17 protein-coding genes are annotated in these 18,915 nt (G+C 63.6%); 8 read left to right on the top strand and 9 right to left on the bottom strand.

Translation table 11 applies throughout. The features are described 5' to 3' along the window. The 3 genes from ABNU97_RS07780 to fadI all read right to left on the bottom strand — a co-directional run. The coding region (locus ABNU97_RS07780) for an acyl-CoA dehydrogenase family protein (protein WP_348766173.1) at positions 1-702 on the bottom strand (702 nt) is incomplete at its 3' end. Between the two features lie 87 nt (positions 703-789). Next, complete coding sequence (gene fadJ, locus ABNU97_RS07775; protein ID WP_348766172.1) at positions 790-3,033, bottom strand: fatty acid oxidation complex subunit alpha FadJ; 2,244 nt, start codon at positions 3,031-3,033, stop codon at positions 790-792. 46 nt (positions 3,034-3,079) lie between these two features. Further along, positions 3,080-4,435 carry an acetyl-CoA C-acyltransferase FadI gene (gene fadI, locus ABNU97_RS07770; protein WP_348766171.1) on the bottom strand — a complete coding sequence of 452 codons (1,356 nt, stop codon included), beginning with the start codon at positions 4,433-4,435 and terminating at the stop codon, positions 3,080-3,082. A gap of 186 nt (positions 4,436-4,621) precedes the next feature. Here fadI and ABNU97_RS07765 point away from each other — a divergent pair, with 186 nt between their 5' ends. Continuing rightward, positions 4,622-5,236: a TetR/AcrR family transcriptional regulator gene (locus ABNU97_RS07765; RefSeq protein ID WP_348766170.1), complete on the top strand. Its 615-nt coding sequence runs from the start codon at positions 4,622-4,624 to the stop codon at positions 5,234-5,236. A 367-nt stretch (positions 5,237-5,603) separates the two neighbouring features. On the opposite strand, the gene ABNU97_RS07760 is transcribed toward ABNU97_RS07765, so the two are convergent. The 3 genes from ABNU97_RS07760 to ABNU97_RS07750 are packed head-to-tail and all read right to left on the bottom strand — an operon-like array spanning position 5,604 to position 8,967. Next, positions 5,604-7,163 carry an NAD(P)/FAD-dependent oxidoreductase gene (locus tag ABNU97_RS07760; protein ID WP_348766169.1) on the bottom strand — a complete coding sequence of 520 codons (1,560 nt, stop codon included), beginning with the start codon at positions 7,161-7,163 and terminating at the stop codon, positions 5,604-5,606. Beyond that, the gene (locus ABNU97_RS07755; protein ID WP_348766168.1) at positions 7,160-8,083 is read right to left on the bottom strand and encodes a ferritin-like domain-containing protein; all 924 of its coding nucleotides are present in this window, start codon (positions 8,081-8,083) and stop codon (positions 7,160-7,162) included. The genes ABNU97_RS07760 and ABNU97_RS07755 overlap by 4 nt, the downstream gene beginning before the upstream one ends. A 23-nt stretch (positions 8,084-8,106) precedes the next feature. Further along, entirely contained in the window at positions 8,107-8,967 is an 861-nt protein-coding gene (locus ABNU97_RS07750) for an SDR family NAD(P)-dependent oxidoreductase (RefSeq protein WP_348766167.1), read from the bottom strand. Between the two features lie 404 nt (positions 8,968-9,371). On the opposite strand from ABNU97_RS07750, the gene metK reads away from it, so the two are divergent. From metK to metF, 3 genes are all read left to right on the top strand, one after another. Further along, the gene (metK, locus tag ABNU97_RS07745) at positions 9,372-10,547 is read left to right on the top strand and encodes a methionine adenosyltransferase (RefSeq protein WP_293627391.1); all 1,176 of its coding nucleotides are present in this window, start codon (positions 9,372-9,374) and stop codon (positions 10,545-10,547) included. A gap of 83 nt (positions 10,548-10,630) precedes the next feature. After that, complete coding sequence (gene ahcY / locus ABNU97_RS07740) at positions 10,631-12,052, top strand: adenosylhomocysteinase (protein WP_293627392.1); 1,422 nt, start codon at positions 10,631-10,633, stop codon at positions 12,050-12,052. Positions 12,053-12,188: 136 nt separating this feature from the next. Continuing rightward, positions 12,189-13,064 carry a methylenetetrahydrofolate reductase [NAD(P)H] gene (gene metF / locus ABNU97_RS07735; RefSeq protein WP_348766166.1) on the top strand — a complete coding sequence of 292 codons (876 nt, stop codon included), beginning with the start codon at positions 12,189-12,191 and terminating at the stop codon, positions 13,062-13,064. 43 nt (positions 13,065-13,107) lie between these two features. On the opposite strand, the gene ABNU97_RS07730 is transcribed toward metF, so the two are convergent. Continuing rightward, positions 13,108-13,596: a MarR family transcriptional regulator gene (locus ABNU97_RS07730; RefSeq protein WP_348766165.1), complete on the bottom strand. Its 489-nt coding sequence runs from the start codon at positions 13,594-13,596 to the stop codon at positions 13,108-13,110. 205 nt (positions 13,597-13,801) lie between these two features. On the opposite strand from ABNU97_RS07730, the gene ABNU97_RS07725 reads away from it, so the two are divergent. Beyond that, positions 13,802-14,755, top strand: coding sequence for a 2-hydroxyacid dehydrogenase (locus tag ABNU97_RS07725; protein ID WP_348766164.1), 954 nt, complete (start codon positions 13,802-13,804; stop codon positions 14,753-14,755). A 133-nt stretch (positions 14,756-14,888) separates the two neighbouring features. On the opposite strand, the gene ABNU97_RS07720 is transcribed toward ABNU97_RS07725, so the two are convergent. Both ABNU97_RS07720 and ABNU97_RS07715 read right to left on the bottom strand, forming a co-directional pair. Continuing rightward, positions 14,889-15,500 carry a DUF938 domain-containing protein gene (locus ABNU97_RS07720; RefSeq protein ID WP_348766163.1) on the bottom strand — a complete coding sequence of 204 codons (612 nt, stop codon included), beginning with the start codon at positions 15,498-15,500 and terminating at the stop codon, positions 14,889-14,891. Then, the gene (locus ABNU97_RS07715; RefSeq protein WP_348766162.1) at positions 15,497-16,141 is read right to left on the bottom strand and encodes a class I SAM-dependent methyltransferase; all 645 of its coding nucleotides are present in this window, start codon (positions 16,139-16,141) and stop codon (positions 15,497-15,499) included. The genes ABNU97_RS07720 and ABNU97_RS07715 overlap by 4 nt, the downstream gene beginning before the upstream one ends. Positions 16,142-16,225: 84 nt before the next feature. Here ABNU97_RS07715 and ABNU97_RS07710 point away from each other — a divergent pair, with 84 nt between their 5' ends. The 3 genes from ABNU97_RS07710 (at position 16,226) to thiE (ending at position 18,895) form a co-directional block, all read left to right on the top strand. Continuing rightward, positions 16,226-16,984 (top strand): metallophosphoesterase, encoded by a 759-nt coding sequence (locus ABNU97_RS07710; RefSeq protein ID WP_348766161.1) that lies wholly within the window; start codon positions 16,226-16,228, stop codon positions 16,982-16,984. 517 nt (positions 16,985-17,501) lie between these two features. Next, complete coding sequence (locus ABNU97_RS07705) at positions 17,502-18,281, top strand: hydroxymethylpyrimidine/phosphomethylpyrimidine kinase (protein WP_348766160.1); 780 nt, start codon at positions 17,502-17,504, stop codon at positions 18,279-18,281. Next, positions 18,278-18,895, top strand: a complete 618-nt coding sequence (gene thiE, locus ABNU97_RS07700) for a thiamine phosphate synthase (RefSeq protein WP_348766159.1) — start codon at positions 18,278-18,280, stop codon at positions 18,893-18,895. Before ABNU97_RS07705 ends, thiE begins: the two co-directional genes overlap by 4 nt. The last annotated feature ends 20 nt before the right edge of the window (positions 18,896-18,915 follow it).

Below are 18,915 nucleotides of genomic sequence, written 5' to 3'. Positions count from 1 at the left end.
GCCCAGCAGGTTGTCCGGGTCGCGCAGCCGACAGGCCAGCGATATGAGATTGGCCACCGGGCCGAGGGTGATATAGCGCTTGGCGAAGTTCAGGCGCAGCGATACGTCGCCGTTGTCGTCGCGAAACGCCTCGGCGTCGGCCGTGATCGAGGCCGCATCCGAGCCGGCGGTGGGCTCGGTCAGCCCGAAACACGGCAGATACTCGCCGCGCGCGAGCCGCGGCAGATAGTGGTCTTTCTGACCATCGGTGCCGTATTCGACCAGCAGTTCCGCGGCGCCCAGCGTGTTGGGAATCACGACATAGGTCGACAGAATCGCCGAGTGCGGCGTGACCTTGGCCATGACCGCCGAGCGCGCCAGCGTCGAAAAGCCCTTGCCGCCGTAAGGCTTAGGGATAATCAGTCCGAAAAAGCCCTGCTCGGCCATGAAGTCGATAATGTCGTCGGGCACGCGCCGGCTCAGGGCAATCTCGTTGCAGTCGGCCCGCGAGAGCAGCTCGTTGACCGGCCCATCCATGAACGCCTGTTCTTCGACGCTGAGCTGGCCATAGCGAGAGTCCAGCATGCGCTTGAAGTCCGGATGCCCGGAGAAAAATTCGCCGTCGATCCATACATCGCCGGCTTCCAGCGCCTGGCGCTCGGTATCGGAAATACGCGGCAACACGTTGTTGGCCTGCATCCAGTGCATGAGTTTTTCAAACATTCTTGGGGCTCCCGAGCCTTGGTGGCGTCGTTGGGTAAAGCGTGTCTGCGCAGATTCCACAACTTGAGGCAACGCGCACAGCGGTGCTTACGGATAAAATCTTTGATGGGAATCGGACGTGGCCTGGGCCATGGTCTTGAGGATGGGCGCTGGCCGAAAACGCGGGCCGTGGCGCTCGGCAAGTGCTTGCAGGCGATCAACGATTCGACGTACGCCCACCGTATCGACATAGCGAAACGGCCCGCCGGTGAACGGCAGAAAACCAAGGCCGAAGATCGCGCCGATATCGCCCTGCATGGGGTCGTCGATAATGCGCTCGGACAGACAGTGGGCGGCTTCGTTGACGAATAGCAGCGTGCAGCGTTCCACGATCTCGGCCGCGCCTGGGGCAGGCCCGCCGTTTTCATCGTCCGCCAGCAGCGTAGCCAGCTCGGCATTGACCGGACGCTTGCCGCCCTTCTTCTTTTTCGCCGTGTAGTCGTAAAAACCCTTGCCGGATTTACGTCCGAGATAGCCCGCATCGATCATCTTGGCCGAGGCATCGGGGGCAGCCATACGCTCGCCGAAAGCCGCTTCCAGAATTGGGCCCACCTTGACGCCGACATCCACGCCCACTTCGTCCAGCAGGGTCAGCGGGCCGACCGGAAAACCGTAGTCGACCAGCGCTTCGTCGATGGCACGAACGCTCGCGCCCTCGGCCAGCAACCGGGCCGCCTCGTTGAGATACGGCGATAGCGTGCGCGTGGTGTAGAAACCAGGCCCATCCCGTACCACGATCACCGTCTTGCCCTGGGCCTTGCCGAAGGCGACCGCGGTGGCAATCGTCTTCTTCGACGTCTTGTCGGTAGCGATGATCTCGAGCAGCGGCATCTTCTCGACCGGAGAGAAATAATGCAGGCCGATCACGTTCTCGGGCCGTTTGGCATGGGCAGCAATATCGGCGATCGGCAGCGACGAGGTATTGGTCGCAAAGATGCAGTCCGGGTTACCCCGTGCATCCGCCGCGGCTTCTACATCCGCGAGCATGCTCTGCTTGAGTGCGAGATCCTCGAATACGGCTTCGATGACGATATCCGCGGCCCCGATCCCGCTGTAATCGGTCGTCGCCGTGACCTGATACAGGCAGCGATCGGCCGCGGCCTGCGTCATCGCCTTTTTCGCCACCCGCTTGTCGTAGAAGGAGCGGACCTGCTGCATGCCCCGTGCCAGTCCGTCGTCGCTCACGTCCTTGAGCCGGACCGGCAGGCCGGCCTTGTCCACGGTGACCGTGGCAATCCCGGCGCCCATCAGCCCCGCGCCCAGCACGCCGACATGGGCCACCGCACGCGGCTTGACGTTGCGGGCAACGAAAGTGGCTTTCTTGAGCGACTCGGTGGCGTGATAGACATGGCGCAGCGCCTTGGACTCCGGGCCCATGGCCAGCTCGCCAAAGGCGCGCGCCTCGGCCGCATAGCCGGCCTTTATGCCCTGAGCATAGCCGGTCGCCACCACGTCAATGATGCGCTCCGGCGCGGGATAATGGCCGTGCGTCTTCGCCCGCAACGTCTTGCGGGCCTGGTCGAACAACACACGCCGGCCGGCCGGGTTGTCTTCCAGGGCGGCGTTCGTCAACCCGCCGAGGCCATCGCTGACCCGGTCACGGGCACGCTGAACCAGCGAGGCTCGCGCGGTCGACGAACGCTTGCCGGCCATACGAGCCTGTCGTATCGCCTCCAGAAGCAGTGCTTCCGGGGCGACCACGGAATCGACCAGGCCGATCTTCTGGGCCTGCACGGCCCGCAGTTTGCGCCCGGTAAGCATGAGATCGAGCGCGGTCGCGATCCCTACCAGCCGGGGCAGGCGCTGGGTGCCGCCGCCTGCCGGCAGCAGGCCGAGCATCACTTCCGGCAGGCCAAGCGTCGTCGCGCGGCTTTCGGCCGCGATACGCACATCGCAGGCCAGCGCCAGCTCCAGACCCCCGCCCAGACAACTGCCCTCGATCGCGGCCACCACCGGCACATGCAGTTTCGACAACCGGGTGAAGCTGGCCTGGCCGCGTTTCGACAAGCCTTCCACTTCGGCCGCGCTTTCGACCTGATCGAACAGACCGATATCCGCCCCGGCCAGGAACGACCCTGGCGTGTCCGAGATGAGCACCACGCCGATCACTTCCGTGTCGTGCTCGATGGCGTCCAACGCACGATCGAAGGAATCGGCGAAATCGGCCGTGATCGTGTTCTGGCGCGCGCCGGGTACCGCGAATCGAAGAATGACGATGCCGTCGTCGCGTTTTTCCAGCGTGAAGACTTCGTCGGTCGCGCTGGACGATACGTGTTGGGGGGTGTTGCTCATGACGCTGTGCTCGCAGTCGAATCGTGGACCGGGGCCGATGGGCCGCTCAGTCGCGTTCCAGAATCATCGCGGCACCGATGCCGCCGGCCGCGCAGGCGGTAGTCAGCGCCAGCCCGCCGCCGCGCCGCTTGAGCTCGTGCGCGGTCTGAATGAGGATGCGCGCGCCGGTGGCGCCGAACGGATGGCCAAAGGCAATCGAGCCGCCGTTCACGTTGAGGATGTCGCGATCGATCGTGCCCAGCGGCCCGCGCCCGGTCATGTCCTTGAGATAGGTCTTGGATTCCATGCCGCGGATGTTGGCCTCCACCTGCGCGGCAAAGGCTTCGTGCATATCGATGAGCGTGAGGTCGGACAGCGACAGCCCGGCCCGCTCGAGCGCCAGCGGCGCGGCCAGCACCGGGCCCATCAACAGATCGCGCTCGGGCGTTTTCGCAGCGAAGGCATAGCTGCGGATATAGGCCAGCGGCTCGTAGCCGAGCGCCTTGGCGCGCTCTTCGCTCATCAGAAGCATCGCCGCCGCGCCGTCGGTGAGCGGGCTGGAGTTGGCTGCGGTGACGCTGCCGTTGGCACGATCGAATATCGGCTTGAGCCGGTCGTAGCCCGACCGCTCGCTGTTCGTTCGTACCAGGTTGTCGTCGCTAATCGGTACCGTCTTGCCGTTCGCGGCCACGAACGCGGTCATGCGTTGTGCGTCGAGGCGACCGTCCGCCAGTGCGGCGGCCGCGTTGCTGTGCGACGCATGGGCCAGGTCGTCCTGCTCGGCACGGGTCACGCCCCAGGTCTTGGCCATCTGCTCGGCCGATTCGCCCATGGTCTTGCCGGTCGAATACTCGGTAATCGAGGGCTTGCGCGGAATAAGATCCTTCGGGCGCAACCGCGACAGAATACGCAGGCGCTCGCCATTGCTTTTCGCCTGCGACGCATCGCGCAACGCATCGGCCAGGCGCTTGGAAAGCGGCACGGCAATATCGGAGGTGGAATCGGTGCCACCGGTTATCACCACGTTCGCATGGCCGAGTGCGATCGCTTCGGCGCCACTGGCGGCGGTCTGAAAACTGGTCGCACAGGCACGGGTGATGGAATAGGCATCGGTACGCGGATCCATACCCGACGCCAGCACGATTTCACGGGCAATGAACGGCGCTTCCGGCTTCATCACCGTCATGCCAAAAATCGCCTGTTCGACTTCGCTCGCCGCCAGCCCGGTACGGGCCAGCACTTCTGCCGCTGCCATCGCGCCCAGATCCACCGCGTCCAGATCGCGAAACGCGGTCGCGATCCGTGCAAACGGCGTTCGCACACCGGCCACGATGGCGATACGACCGCTGGCGCCGCGTAGGCCGCGCGCCGATTTTGATGCAGCCTTCGGCTCGGCGGCACTCTGTGTCCTGTCGTCTGTCATCAAACTGTTCCGTGTGCAAAGAAGCTATGCATGTAATTTTATTTACACTCTGGCACCACCTCTCGATAGCACCGTTCACGTTATACAGTTAGTCTCTGTCATCAGACGATGTCAACAAAACTTTAACTTTCTACTCTGGAAGGAGCACTTGCGTAATTTTGTGTACACCCTGAAAATGCAGCGCTCATGAGCGATTCCACGTCGTCACCGCCAAGCCGGAACCAACCCGCGACCGTCGCCGCCCGGGCTCGGATCGAGCAGGCTGCGCTCGATCTGTTCGCCGATCGCGCGTTTCATGAAGTGCGCCTCGACGAAATCGCGCGTGCGGCACGCGCCTCGTTGCAAACCATCTATCGCCACTACGGCGACAAACAGGCGCTGCTCGATGCCTGCGTGCTGAACTGGGCGAATGCGCTGGCTGCGCGCATGACCGATCACCTCGTCGGTATCGAGACCTACAAGGACCGGCTGCGAAAGGTGTTCTGGGTGGTGCTCGACTTCTTCGAACAGCATCCGAAGGTCGCACGCATGATTCTGGGCTCGGTCTATCCCGGCGCGATGCGGCGCGACGTCACCGACCAGCAGCGGCGCCTGACCAACCTGTTCCTCGAAGTGCTCGCCGAAGGCCGCGAACGCGGCATTCTCAACGACCAGGTCAGCGAAACCATTCTGCTCGACTATTTCTACGGCGTACTGGCGCGCCTGATCCAGATGCAGAGCCTGCGCCAGCAGGAGCCGCCGCTCACCGATCAGGTCAACGTGCTGTTCGACATGCTCTGGCGGGCGATTGCGAAGCCTTGAGTGGCGCTGAAGGGAATAGTGCCTGTTCGGCTAATGCCTTAGATCATGTGCCGGTCGACAAATGCGGGCAGGCTGCGGCGATCTTGGCGAGCCCAAAACAGTAAGACTCACCGGCCCAATAGCCCACGCCTTCGGCAGCCATGGCCCGAATATTCAATTCGGCATCCCCTTGGCTATTAGCACTCGGCTTCTTGGCCCGTGCCACGAATTCCAAATATTGTCCCCGGCCCCGTCAGAACTATGTTGCTCACGACCTGCATCGGCGGCAATCGTCGGCCATGGGCATTGCGCTCGTTGGCCGGCAGGCTGCACATGGCAGCCTGCCGCAGACCCTGCGATCAGCCGACGGGACTGGACCGTTTAGTGATTACGCTTCCACGGTTCGGGAAAATTCCGGCTCGAAACGAATCGCCCGATAATCCTCGTTCACGAAACGGGCCATCTGTTTCTTGTACTGGGTGGCGAAACCCGGATACATGGTGGCGTTGAAGCCGTCTTCGGTGAGATACCAGCTGGCGCAGCCGGAGTTCCAGTTGGTTTTTGCGAGGCGTTTCTGTAGCTGGGCGTTGTGCTTGGCCTGGGCGTCTTCGCGGACGTCGAGCGCGCGCAGCTCGTATTCGAGGATCGTCTGGATGCCCTGCACGATGTAGTCGATCTGCGGCTCCATATAAGAGAGTGCGGAATTGTGGCCGGGCCCGGAGTTGGGGTCGAGCGCCATGAACAGGTTCGGGTAGCCGGCAACGTTCACGCTCTTATAGGCCATCGCCCCGCGCGACCATTCGTCGTCGAGCTGGCGGCCGTCCAGGCCGGTAATTGGAAACGGTGCCGCCGCCTTGGACACGGCAAAGCCCGTGGCGAAGACAATGCAGTCCACCTGATGCTCGATGCCTTCAACGCTGCGAATGCCCTTCTCGCAGATCTTGTCGATCGGCCAGGTATAGAGTTTGACGTTGTCGCGCATGAGCGCGGGGTAATAGTCGTTGGAGACCAGCAGACGCTTGCAGCCGATACGATATTGCGGGGTGAGCTGGCGGCGTACCCAGGCATCCGGTACCTGATGGCGAAGAAACGCCTTGGCCACGCCTTCGAGTAGCCGCGTGACCGGCGTATTCCAGATCACGCCCGTGGCCATCGCTTCGTGCGCGTAGAACAACGCGTTGCGGAACGCGGTCTGGCTGGCGGGCAGCTTTTCGAAGAGTGTCTTGTTCCAGTCAGGGGCGGCATAGTCCGGCCGGGGCATAATCCAGGCCGGCGTGCGCTGAAAGACCTTGAGGAAATCCACCTGCTCGGCCAGCGCCGGTACGATCTGGATTGCGCTGGCGCCAGTGCCGATCACGGCAACGCGCTTGCCGGCGAAATCGTAGCCGTGGTCCCAGCGCGCGCTGTGAATCGTCTTGCCGCCGAAGGTGTCGATGCCCGGGATATTGGGCAGCGCCGGATTGGCCAGCGGGCCCTGGGCCGACACCACACAACGGGCATGGACGTTCTTCTTGCCGGCCACGCGAATCGTCCAGAGGCCGCGTGCCTCGTCGAACTTCATGCCGGTGACGGTGTGCCTGAAACGCATCAACGCGCGCAGCTCGAAACGATCGACCAGATGGTGGATGTAGTCGAGTATTTCCGCGCTGCCCGAGTAGCCGCGCGACCAGTTCGGGTTCTGGGCGAAGGAAAACGAATACAGGTTGGACGGAATATCGCAGGCAGCGCCGGGATAGGTGTTGTCCCGCCAGGTGCCGCCGACGTCGTCGCCGCGCTCGAGAATGGCGATATCGGTAATGCCCTGCTCGCGCAGGCGAATCGCCGTACCCAGGCCGGAGAAACCGGCACCGATAATCGCCACATCCAGCACGGGCGCCTTGCGTGTGGCGGAATTCCTGCGCGCGGCCTTGGCCTGTCCCGGCGCCGCGTGACCGTTGACCGCACTCATGCCGCGGTCTTGTAGGTGAGTTCCTTGACCCAGCTCGGCACCGGGCGCAGCAACGCACGTGGATAGAAATCGGTGAGCCGCACCATGGCATCGACCGGGACATGGTAGAGCTTGTTGCCGCGATCGACGACCAGCCGGCCATGACGGCTGATCAGCTGGAACCAGGGGTTACGCCGTCCGTCCTCGGTACGCCCGCCGATGCGCTCGTACTTCTTCATGGCCTTGTAGAGCTTCTCTTCGGGCAGGCCCATGGCGGCGACGTTGTCGCGCATGCGTGACAGCAGCGGCAGATAGGTGGCGATACCGACAATCAGGCGCGGATTGAGCACCGTGCCCATGAAGTTGAGGCCCAGGCGGTAGGCCTTGCCATGGCCCTGCATCTCCAGCACATGAAAGCCGACGCCGAGATGACGGGATTCGTCGTCATTGATGCGCTTGAAGGCATCGTGGCAGACCGGGTCGTCGACCTGTTCGAGCAGAAAGGTACACAGCGCGCCATCGAGCGCGACTTCCAGCATGGGAATGACCGAGCCGAGCACTTCCAGCGGCATGCGGTCGGACTGGGTATCGAGCCAGTCGATGACCAGCCGCAGATTGATATTGGGCAGCGGGATCTCGTCTTCTTCGAGCATGCCCCAGCGCCGCATCAGCGCCATCTCGGCGTTGGCGTGGCGCTGCTCTTCGGCATGGAAGTAGGTATACATTTCCTTGAGCACCGGGTCTTCGGCCTTGCGCGCCATGGCCGCGAAGCCGCGCGCGCCGACGTGCTCGATCCACATCAGATCGGACATGAAGGCCTTCAGCTTGGGCCACTGTTCGTCGGTAATCAGTTCCGCGCCAGGCGCATCCCAGTCGATGTCCGCCAACGCCCATTGGCTGGCCTTGACCTTGGCGAGCATTTTTTCCAGATCGATATCCATACGGTTCTCCTGTGGGCCCGGGTTTATTCGGGCGCGGACGCGTCGGCCTTGCCCGATGCGTCGTTGGCGGCAAAACGATTGATGAATCCCAGGCCCTTCGTGTAGCCGGCGGGCAAAAGCCGCTTGAGACGCCACACCACACGGGCATCGAACTGCGGCAAGACATACAGCTGCCCGCGATCGAGCCCGGCCAGCGCGCTGTTGACCACGCTTGCAGCGGACACGCCGCCCCAGCGCATCAGGTTGTCGGCGATCTTCGACGACGAAGCGCTGATCCGCCCCGCTTTCATGATGTTGGTCTGTACGAAGGTGGGACACAGCGCGGTCACCCGAATCGACGTATCCGCCAGTTCGGCGGCCAGGGTTTCGGTGACGGCCAGCACCGCGGCCTTGCTGGCGTTGTAGGCGCCCATGCGCGGCGCGGCCGCGAAGCTGGCCGTGGAGGCCACGTTGATGATGCCGCCCCGCCCCGCTTCGCGAAGGATCGGTGCGAAGACATGGCAGCCGTGGATCACGCCCCACATGTTGATGTGGAGCACCCAATGCCAGTCGTCCATGCTCATTTCGCCGATGGCATCCCCGCCGGCACCCACGCCGGCATTGTTGATGACCAGATCGGGCGGGCCGCCAAACCACCCGGTCGCCGTTTCGGCAAGCTTTTCCACATCGGCCAGGCGGGTGACGTCGCAGACCGTGGCGATCGCACGGCCGCCCTCGGCTTCGATACGCGCCGCGGTCGCCTCCGCCATGGCCTTGTCGATATCGGAACAGACGATGGCACCACCGCGTGCCGCCAGCTCCAGCGCAAAAGCCTGACCGATACCGCTGCCGGCGCCTGTGATCACGGTACGGGCACCGTTGGAAAGTCGTTTGGATCGGAACATGGGCACCCCGGACTTACTGCCGTTAGTTAATGTGACATTGATTGATGTCACATTACGAGGCTCAAACGCTAAACGCAAGCACTGGGATCGCGCATCGCGGCATGCCGTACGACTATCGGCATTACCGTGCGGTTACGGCCTGGCTCTTTTTCGGGGCTTTCGAGCATCGCGTCGGAGCGCGCCGCTACTGGCATCGCTGCGGGCGGTAATACCAGGCCCTGCAACAGTTTTTTCAACAGCCGCAAGGATTGCTTCGGCATGCGTCGCAAACAGGCCATTCACAGCTGGCCGCATGGGCGGCATAAATCGCCCCAAAACGCGGCCGATAGTCGCTTTGTCATAGCAACCGCGATTGTGCTTGCGTATACTTCCATCCGTTCATCCGGATAGAGAGATAACGTCTTATGAGCCGATACCTGTTCACCTCAGAGTCCGTCACGGGCGGCCATCCCGACAAACTGGCCGATCAGGTCTCGGACGCGATCCTCGACGCCTACCTGGCCCAGGACCCGAGCGCGCGCGTGGCCTGCGAAACCGCGACCAAGACCGGGCTCGTGATGGTGTTCGGCGAGATCAAGACCGACGAGAAGAAGAACGTCAACGTGCCGGTCGAAAAGATCGTGCGCGACACCGTGCGCAGCATTGGCTATACCAGCTCCGAGATGGGCTTCGATGCCGACAGCTGTGCGGTCATGAACGTGCTCGGCGAGCAGTCGGCCGATATCAACCAGGGTGTGGACCGCGGCGACCCGAAAGAACAGGGTGCCGGCGACCAGGGCCTGATGTTCGGCTATGCCTGCGACGAGACCGACGTGCTCATGCCGGCGCCGATCACCTATGCGCATCGCCTGGCCCGGCGCCAGTCCGAATTGATGAAATCCGGCGAACTCGACTGGCTGCGTCCGGATGCGAAATCGCAGGTGACCTTCGAATACGAAGACGGCAAGCCGGTCGCGATCAACGCCGTCGTGCTCTCCACCCAGCACGACCCGAGCATCTCGCAGGCCGACCTGAAAGAAGCGGTCCACGAACAGATCATCAAGCCGGTGATCGGCGAATGGCTCACCGACAACCCGACCATTCATATCAACCCGACCGGCAAGTTCGAAGTGGGCGGCCCGCTGGGCGATGCCGGCCTGACCGGGCGCAAGATCATCGTCGACACCTATGGCGGCATGGCCCGGCATGGCGGCGGCGCCTTTTCGGGCAAGGACCCGTCCAAGGTCGACCGCAGCGCGGCCTACGCGGCCCGCTATGTGGCCAAGAATGTGGTCAAGGCCGGCCTGGCTTCCAAATGTGAAGTGGCGGTTTCCTATGCCATCGGCGTGGCCGAACCGACCTCCATCTGGGTCGAAACCTTCGGCACCGGCAAGGTCGAGGACGAGCGCCTGACCCAGCTCATCCGCGAGCACTTCGACCTGCGCCCCTACGGCATTCTCACCATGCTCGACCTGCAGCGCCCGATCTATGCGCCCACCGCGGCCTATGGCCACTTCGGCCGCTCGGACATCGACCTGCCCTGGGAGCGCACCGACAAGGCCGAAGCCCTGGCCAAGGACGCCGGCCTGCAGGCGGCGTAAACCCGACAACCCAAGGTCGGGCCGTTCAACGCGTGGCAGCACGCGCCGGCTCGACGACTCCCCCGACTTAACAGGAAACGAACATGAGCACCCCCGCAGAAAAGATCGACCAGGACTACGTCGTCGCCGATATTTCGCTGGCCCCCTGGGGCCGGCGCGAAATCGAGATCGCCGAAACCGAAATGCCGGGCCTGGTGGCCCTGCGCGAAGAATTCGGCGAATCGCAGCCGCTCAAGGGTGCGCGTATTGCCGGCTCGCTGCACATGACCATTCAGACCGCGGTGCTGATCGAAACGCTGGTCGCCCTCGGCGCGGAAGTGCGCTGGGCCTCCTGTAACGTATTTTCGACCCAGGATCACGCCGCCGCCGCGATCGCCGAATCCGGCGTGCCGGTGTATGCGTTCAAGGGCGAATCGGCCGAGGAATACTGGGAATACTGCCACGCCATCATGGATTGGCACGACGGCGGCCTGCCCAACCTGATCCTCGACGACGGCGGCGATGCCACCACGCTGGCGACCTTCGGCGTGAAGGCCACGCAGGATCCCTCGCTGCTCGACAACCCGACCTCGAACGAGGAAAAAGCCCTGTTCAAGGTGATGAAGAAGCGCCTGGCCGAACAGCCGGACTTCTATACCAAGCTCGGCAAGGCAATCACCGGCGTTTCCGAAGAAACCACCACCGGCGTGCATCGTCTCTATCATCTGGCCAAGGAAGGCGGCCTGACCTTCCCGGCGATCAACGTCAACGACTCGGTGACCAAGTCCAAGTTCGACAACCTCTACGGCTGTCGTGAATCGTTGGTGGACGGCATCAAGCGCGCCACCGACGTGATGATCGCCGGCAAGGTCGCCATCGTCTGTGGCTACGGCGACGTCGGCAAGGGCAGCGTCCAGTCGCTGCGCGGCCTGGGCGCGACCGTCTGCGTGACCGAAATCGACCCGATCAACGCTCTGCAGGCAGCCATGGAAGGCCTGCGCGTGGTGGATATGGAAGACCCCGGCGTGGTCGAACAGGCCGACATCTTCGTGACCGCCACCGGCAACTACCACGTGATCAACCACGATCATCTCAAGCGCATGAAGAACGAGGCGATCGTGTGCAATATCGGTCACTTCGACAACGAGATCGACGTGGCGTCGCTCGAACAGTACGAGTGGGAAGAGATAAAGCCGCAGGTCGACCACATCACCTTCCCCGACGGCAAGAAGATCATCCTGCTGGCCGAAGGCCGTCTGGTGAACCTCGGCTGTGCCACCGGCCATCCGAGCTATGTGATGTCGAACTCGTTCACCAACCAGGTACTGGCCCAGATCGAGCTCTGGAAGCATCCCGAGCGCTACGAAAACAAGGTCTATGTGCTGCCCAAGCATCTGGACGAGAAGGTCGCCGCCCTGCATCTGGCGCGCGTGAACGCCAAGCTCACCAAGCTGACCCAGGAACAGGCGGACTATCTGGGCGTACCGGCCGAAGGCCCGTTCAAGCCGGATCACTACCGCTACTAAAGCGCTAGCGAGCCAATAAACCGGGCCCTGAGCAGACCCGGCCCGCCGACCACGCGGGCCGGGTCTTTTCATGTCACGGCAAACACGCCGCAGCAGCCGGTCGAGGGACCGACGCACCGACAGTGGACGTATCGGCATGACGCACGTATCGCAGAACTCTTTCAGTATCGAATTCTTTCCGCCCAAGGGGCCAAAAGGTGCCGCACGGCTGGACAAGGCACGTGCCCGGCTGGCGACTCTTGGCCCGGATTTCTTTTCGGTGACCTTCGGCGCCGGCGGCACCACCCGCTCGGGCACCCTCGAAACCGTGGCCGCAACGATGAAGGCCACCGGTATCGCCGCGGCCCCGCACCTGTCCTGTATCGAAGGCACGAAAGAGTCGATTAACGAACTGCTCGACAGCTACAAGGCGGCCGGGGTCGATCGTATCGTCGCGCTGCGCGGCGATCTGCCGCAGGGCATGGACGAGCCCGGCGTGTTCAGCTATGCCAACGAACTGGTCGCCCATATCAAGCAGCGTCACGGCGACGATTTCCATATCGAAGTCGGCTGCTATCCGGAATACCATCCGCAGGCGCCCTCGCCCGCTGCCGACATCGAGAACTTCGTGCGCAAGGTACGCGCCGGCGCGGATTCGGCGATGACCCAGTATTTTTACAACGCCGACGCCTATTTCAATTTCGTCGAAGAGGTCGCCGCCCAGGGCGTGGATATCCCGATCGTGCCCGGCATCATGCCGATCACCGATTTTGGTCAGGTATCGCGCTTCTCGGCCATGTGCGGGGCCGATATCCCGCGCTGGATACGCCAGAAGATGGAGGGCTACGGCGACGACCAGACCGCGGTCCAGGCTTTCGGACGCGAGGTGGTGGCACGCATGTGCGAGCAGCTGCTGGCCGGCGGCGCACCGGGGCTGCATTTCTACAGCCTCAACAAGGCCCAGCCAACGATCGATCTATGGCACGACCTCGGCCTGCCGTTGCCGGCAGGCCGGATCGTAGAAACCGGTTGAAGCAGTCGCCTTCGCGGGGCAGCCGCGAAGCTGATCGGGTCGATCAGGCTTCGTTGAGCGCGTCCCGCATGGCATCGTTGAAGCGGGCGGTCAGCCGCGCGAACTCGGCGCGCTCGGCTTCCGACCAATCGTCGAAACCTTTTTCCACACGCTCCAGGCGGCGATCACGCACGCGCGCGGCGGCATCGCGTCCGGCTTCGGTGATGGTCACGAAGCCGCCGCGACGGTCGTCGGGGTTGTCGAGCTTGTCGACCAGTCCAGCCTGCTTCATCGCCGCGACCTGACGCGTGACCGTCGACGCATCCAGGTTCACCTGCTCGGCCAGAGCGCCAACCGACTGTCGATCCTTGCGTTCCAGCAGGATCAACAACAGATAGTGAGCGCGCTCTAGGCCGAAATTGAAACGCCGGCGCGCGGCTTCGAGGCGACGCACCAGAAAGGCGAGTTCATATTCCAGCGCTTCCACGGATGGGCAGGTCTGGGGCAGATGGTTGCCCAGAGATTCATCTTGCTGTTCTGTCCTGCGGATCATGTGATTCTTCAGCCTTGGTTGAGAACCCGATAGGGAACAGTCGCGCCACAAAGCGCGAACACATGCATCTTACACGTTAGGTATAAAACCGCATTTTACTCACAACAAGTCTATGTTGTCCGAGAAAAATCACCACTCGCAACACGCACCGGCGGCTCCTCGGTTACGCTATCGCTGAATTATCGATAATTTAGAAGGAATTACCATGCGAGGCTGTTTTCTGGATGTCGGCTCGATGGGCGACGGGCTCGACTGGGACGCGCTGACCGGCGCCGTGGACGATTGGCAGTGGCACCACAACACGACGCGTGAACAGGTGGCCGAACGGGTCGCCGGAATGGATATCGTGGTCACCAACAAGGTGGTACTCGACGCACAGACGCTCGAGGGCGCGGACCGTCTCAAGCTGGTCTGCGTTGCAGCGACCGGCTTCAACAACGTGGATATCGACGCTGCGGCACGCTGCGGCATTGCCGTGGTCAACGTCACCGGCTATGCGACCCCGGCCGTTTCCCAGCATGTGCTGGCGCTGATGCTCGCTCACGCCACGCGCTGGGCCAGCTACGACGCGGCGGTCAAGCGCGGCGACTGGGCGGCCAGCGAATTTTTCTGCCTGCTCGACTATCCGATCGAAGAGCTGGCGGGCCAGACGCTGGGCCTGATCGGCCACGGCGAACTCGGCCAGGCGGTCGGCCGCCTCGCCGAGGCCTTCGGCATGCGCGTGCTGGTTGGCGAAAGGCCGGGGGCAACGAGCATCCGCGATGGCCGGGTGGCGGTCGACGAGCTGCTCGAGCGCTCGGACATGATCAGCCTGCACTGCCCGTTAACCGACGACACCCGCCACCTCATCGATGCCGATGCCCTGGCACGGATGAAGAACACCGCCTTCCTGATCAATACCGCCCGCGGGGCGATCGTCGACAGCGCGGCGTTGATTGCCGCACTCAAGGACGGCGAGATCGGTGGCGCGGCACTGGACGTGCTCGATCAGGAACCGCCGCCGGCCGATCATCCTCTGCTGGACCCCGCCATTCCGAACCTGATCGTGACCCCGCATAGCGCCTGGGGCAGCCGCGGCGCGCGCCAGCGCATGCTCGAAGGCGTGACCGCCAACATTCAGGCCTTTCTGGACGGCGAGATTCGCAACCGGGTCAACTAGCGGCGCTTTTTGCCCCGGCACGAAACAGACAATGCGCGGGCCGAGCAAGCGCGTCGGCGCACGCTCACGCGCTTTCGCCAAGGGCCGCGGGTGGCTGCAAGCGGCTGACATGGACAGCCGCTGCGATGCGGCATCAAAAAATGCGGTCGCCGCTTTTCTGCCAGATCAGCAGGCGGTTGTCGCTGGGCATGGCGATATCGTCGAGCGCGACCAGGCCTTGCCGTTGCGCGAGCGCGTTGAGCGCCTCGATCTCGCGCAGCCCCATGGCCGGGTCTCGATCGCGTAGCGCGGCATCGAAAGTCGCGTTGCCCGGCCGGGGCGTTTCACCCCGGCGCAGGAACGGGCCGTAAAGACATAGACGCCCGGCGGGTCGCAGTACCGTCGCCGCCCCTGCGAACAGCGCTTCGACCGCGGCCCAATCCATGATGTGGGCCACGTTCGCGCCGAACACGGCGTCGTACGGCCCTCGCGGCCAGGCCGCCCTCACATCCAACGCCAGCGGCCGTGGCAGCCTGTGGTCGGCGCTGTCGGCCAGCGCGGCGACCAGGCGTCGATGATGACCGGGCGCTTCGCTGGTTTGCCAGATACAGTGCGGGAGGCGTTCGAGCGCATAGCGGGCGTGTGTGGCATCGCCTGCGCCAACCTCGAGCACCTCGCGCGCGTTGGCGAGATGCTCGAGCAGCGCATCGAATATGGGCTCTTTATTGCGCTCGGCCGCGCTGCAGTCGCCTATTCGTTTGCTCATCGCTTGCGCGCCACGGTCAAACCGTCGCCAATGGGCACCAGGCTCATGTCGATCCGGTCGTCGGCGTGCAGGTGCCGATTGAACGCCCGAATCGCCTGGGTATCGGTGCTGTCGTCAGCGGCATCGATCACGCGCCCGTGCCATAACGTATTGTCGGCGATGATCAGCCCGCCCGCATCCACCAGCGCCAGCGCACGCTCGTAGTAGTCGATATAGCCGGCCTTATCGGCATCGATGAACGTGAAATCGTAGGCGCCTGCCATGCCGGCCGCGATTTCGGCATCGAGGGTCTCAAGCGCCGGCCCGATACGCAGCTCGACGATATCGGCCACGCCCGCCCGGGCCCAGTCGCGCCGGGCACGTTCGGTGATTTCGGGATCGTTGTCGCAGGCCAGCAGGTGGCCGTTGTCGGGCAGACTATGGGCAATCCACAGGCTCGAATAGCCCGCATATACGCCTATCTCGATACCGCGCCGCGCGCCTGCCAGGCGTAGCAACAGGGCGATAAGCTGACCCTGCTCGGGATTGATCTGCAGGTTGGCGTCGGCCGACTGCGCGGTCTCGTGGCGGTTGGCCGTCATGACCGCTGTTTCGCGCAGGCTGACGTTGCGCAGGTAAGAAAGCAGTTCCGTATCCATCATCGGGCGCTTTGGGTCGCTCGTTGTCGTTGCAGTCGTGGCCTGCACTGTGCCACATGGCAGCATACCCCCAGACCGAAAAAATCGATGCCCGCTACATATCAACTCCTTCATCTGACCGATCTGCACCTGCTCGCCGACCCGGAGGCGAACCTGCACGGCTGGCCGGTCGAACAGGCGTTTCAACGCGTGCTCGCTGGCGCGCTCGCCGACACGCCCCGGCCCGATGCGATCATTCTCGGCGGCGACCTGGTCGACGACGAAAGCGAGCACGGCTATGCCCGCCTCGATGCCACACTTGCGTGCCTGCCTTGCCCGGTGCTGGCCATGGCCGGCAACCATGACGACCCGGCCCGTATGGCGCGCATGCTCAAGCACGCCGTGGTGCATGACCGACTTGAGCTCGGCGGCTGGCAACTGATCGCGCTCGACAGCCATATCCAGGGCAGCGATGCGGGCGCGCTGGGCCGCGACCAGATCGAGCGGCTCGACGGCTGGCTGCAGGCCAATACCGCGCCCACCCTGGTATGCCTGCACCATCCGCCGGTCGACGTAGGCGCCGCCTGGATCGATGCGATCGGCCTGCGCGATCGCGATGCGCTGGAAGACGTCATCGCCCGTCATTCACAGGTGAACGCGCTTGTCTGTGGCCATGCGCATCAAGCCGCGGAACTGGCGTTTGCCGGACGTGCCTGCCTGATCACCCCGAGCACGATGCGACAGTTTGCCCCCGGCTCTTGCGATTTTGCCGAAGACGCGGCCCGCAGCCCGGGCTACCGGCATATCCAGCTCGACTGCAACGGCCATATGACGAGCACCGTCCGGCGCGTTCCCTGGCCGACCTAGCCTGTGGATAAGTCCGGGGACAAATTGGGGAAGCGCAGAGCCGTGGCATAAAGCCCATGGCGGGGCATCGGACGTTTTTTGTCACCCGCAGTATTTATCTTTTATTATCAAACGGATACAAACCGCTCAGCAGTGACGCTGGTCGGCATAACAAACTGCTCCTCCGACGACAAGCGGGTTGACACTGTGTATAACCCGCCGCGTAGAGCAGGCGACTCCTGAAGTAATGGTGCTAAACGATTGAGCGTAAACGCGAAAGCGAAGAAATACACAGAGCCTGTGGATAACTCTGTGGAAACAGTTTCTATAACCCCTCTCAAGCGGCATATATTCAACGGTTTCGCCAAAGCGGCGATTTCGTAACCAAACCGACACAGACATTTAATATCAGCCACTTGGCGCCGAAGCCGGCCTAGGCGATACGAGCTGCAAAAAAATTTTTGCAGGCGATTGCACGACCCCATTTTCCGTTGTGCATAACACAAAGCGGTTCGCCACGAATGTTAGACTCGCCGCCATGAAACGACCCAATATTCTGGTCATTGCGGGGCACGATCCGAGCGGCGGCGCGGGCATTCAGGCCGACATCGAGGCGGCGGCCGCACACGGGGTACACGCAGCCACGGTGATTTCCCTGCTCACCTGCCAGGACACACACAATGTGTATGGCGTAAAGCCGGTCGCCTCGGACTTCTTTGCCCAGTGCCTGGATGCGGTCGTTGCGGATATGCACATCGACGCCGTCAAGCTCGGCGTCATCGCGAGTGCCGAGCATGTTGCGATCATTGCCAGGCTGATGGATCGGCTGGGCGATACGCCGCTGGTGATCGACCCCGTGCTGGTCGCCGCCGGCGGCGGCACCCTCGCCGACGACACGGTAGGCCAGGCGCTACAGGACACACTGTTCGAGCGCGCCTGCGCGATCACGCCCAACGCCCGCGAGGCGCGCGCGCTATGCGCTGGTGAAATCGATCTGGATCGCTGCGGCGAAGCCCTGAGCGAACGCACCCCCAACGTGCTGATTACCGGCGGCGACGAAGGCGGCGTTGAAGTCGTCAACCGCCGCTACGCGCGCGGTCGCGCGATGCAACGCTATCAGTGGCCACGCATCGACGGCGTATTTCACGGCTCCGGCTGCACCCTGGCAAGTGCGGTTGCCGCCCGAATCGCGCTCGGCCACAGCCCCGATGAAGCCTTGCAGCATGCCCAGCAGTACACCTGGGAAACCCTGGAACGAGCCTTTGCCGCCGGCGGCGGCCAGCGTATTCCCGCGCGTATCGTGACTGGAACACCGTGAGCGTGCGCGGGCTGTATGCCATTTACGACCGCACCACGCTCGCCGACAACGCGCTCGAACGCGTGGAGGCGGTGCTCGCCGGCGGGGCCGTCTGGCTGCAATACCGCGACAAGCGCGCCGGCGCGCCCGATGCCAGGCTGCTCGGCGAGCTACGTGCGCTGACGCGGGCCTATGACGCAGGCCTGATCGTCAACGACGACTGGCGTCTGGCTCAGGCCGTCGCCGCCGACGGCGTACACCTAGGCCAGAGCGACGGCAGCCTGGCGAGCGCGCGCGCCGCCCTAGGCGACGATGCCATCATCGGCGTCAGCTGTTCCGGCGCGATCGAACGGGCCCGCGCGGGCATCGCCGAAGGTGCCAGCTATGTCAGCTTCGGTCGCTTCTTCGATTCGGCCACCAAACCCGATGCGCCGCGCGCCGACCCGGCCGTGCTTGCACAGGCACGCACGCTCGGCGTACCGGTCGTGGCGATCGGCGGTATAGACCAGGAGAACGCAGCCGATATCATTGCCGCCGGCGCCGACCTGATCGCCGTGTCCGGCGCGCTGTTTCATGCCCCCGACAGCGGCGCGGCGGCGCAGGCCCTGGCGGCTCTTTTTCAGCGGGCCGGCTAACCGGTCAGCTCGCATGGTTC

Origin of the sequence: uncultured Salinisphaera sp., assembly GCF_964012375.1 — a bacterium.
In the GTDB taxonomy this organism is placed as follows: Bacteria; Pseudomonadota; Gammaproteobacteria; order Nevskiales; family Salinisphaeraceae; genus Salinisphaera.
The sequence above is the reverse complement of the archived record's forward strand: the minus strand, read 5'-3'. Positions and strand labels throughout refer to the sequence as shown.

Bases quoted from the DNA above. Each gene is read 5' to 3' on its own strand.
- ABNU97_RS07705 (WP_348766160.1), top strand. From the start codon at position 17,502: ATGAAACGACCCAATATTCTGGTCATTGCGGGGCACGATCCGAGCGGC.
- ahcY (WP_293627392.1), top strand. From the start codon at position 10,631: ATGAGCACCCCCGCAGAAAAGATCGACCAGGACTACGTCGTCGCCGAT.
- ABNU97_RS07720 (WP_348766163.1), bottom strand. From the start codon at position 15,500: ATGAGCAAACGAATAGGCGACTGCAGCGCGGCCGAGCGCAATAAAGAG.
- ABNU97_RS07750 (WP_348766167.1), bottom strand. From the start codon at position 8,967: ATGTTCCGATCCAAACGACTTTCCAACGGTGCCCGTACCGTGATCACA.
- ABNU97_RS07715 (WP_348766162.1), bottom strand. From the start codon at position 16,141: ATGATGGATACGGAACTGCTTTCTTACCTGCGCAACGTCAGCCTGCGC.
- fadJ (WP_348766172.1), bottom strand. From the start codon at position 3,033: ATGAGCAACACCCCCCAACACGTATCGTCCAGCGCGACCGACGAAGTC.
- ABNU97_RS07730 (WP_348766165.1), bottom strand. From the start codon at position 13,596: ATGATCCGCAGGACAGAACAGCAAGATGAATCTCTGGGCAACCATCTG.
- metK (WP_293627391.1), top strand. From the start codon at position 9,372: ATGAGCCGATACCTGTTCACCTCAGAGTCCGTCACGGGCGGCCATCCC.
- ABNU97_RS07710 (WP_348766161.1), top strand. From the start codon at position 16,226: ATGCCCGCTACATATCAACTCCTTCATCTGACCGATCTGCACCTGCTC.
- ABNU97_RS07765 (WP_348766170.1), top strand. From the start codon at position 4,622: ATGAGCGATTCCACGTCGTCACCGCCAAGCCGGAACCAACCCGCGACC.
- metF (WP_348766166.1), top strand. From the start codon at position 12,189: ATGACGCACGTATCGCAGAACTCTTTCAGTATCGAATTCTTTCCGCCC.
- ABNU97_RS07755 (WP_348766168.1), bottom strand. From the start codon at position 8,083: ATGGATATCGATCTGGAAAAAATGCTCGCCAAGGTCAAGGCCAGCCAA.
- ABNU97_RS07725 (WP_348766164.1), top strand. From the start codon at position 13,802: ATGCGAGGCTGTTTTCTGGATGTCGGCTCGATGGGCGACGGGCTCGAC.
- fadI (WP_348766171.1), bottom strand. From the start codon at position 4,435: ATGACAGACGACAGGACACAGAGTGCCGCCGAGCCGAAGGCTGCATCA.
- ABNU97_RS07760 (WP_348766169.1), bottom strand. From the start codon at position 7,163: ATGAGTGCGGTCAACGGTCACGCGGCGCCGGGACAGGCCAAGGCCGCG.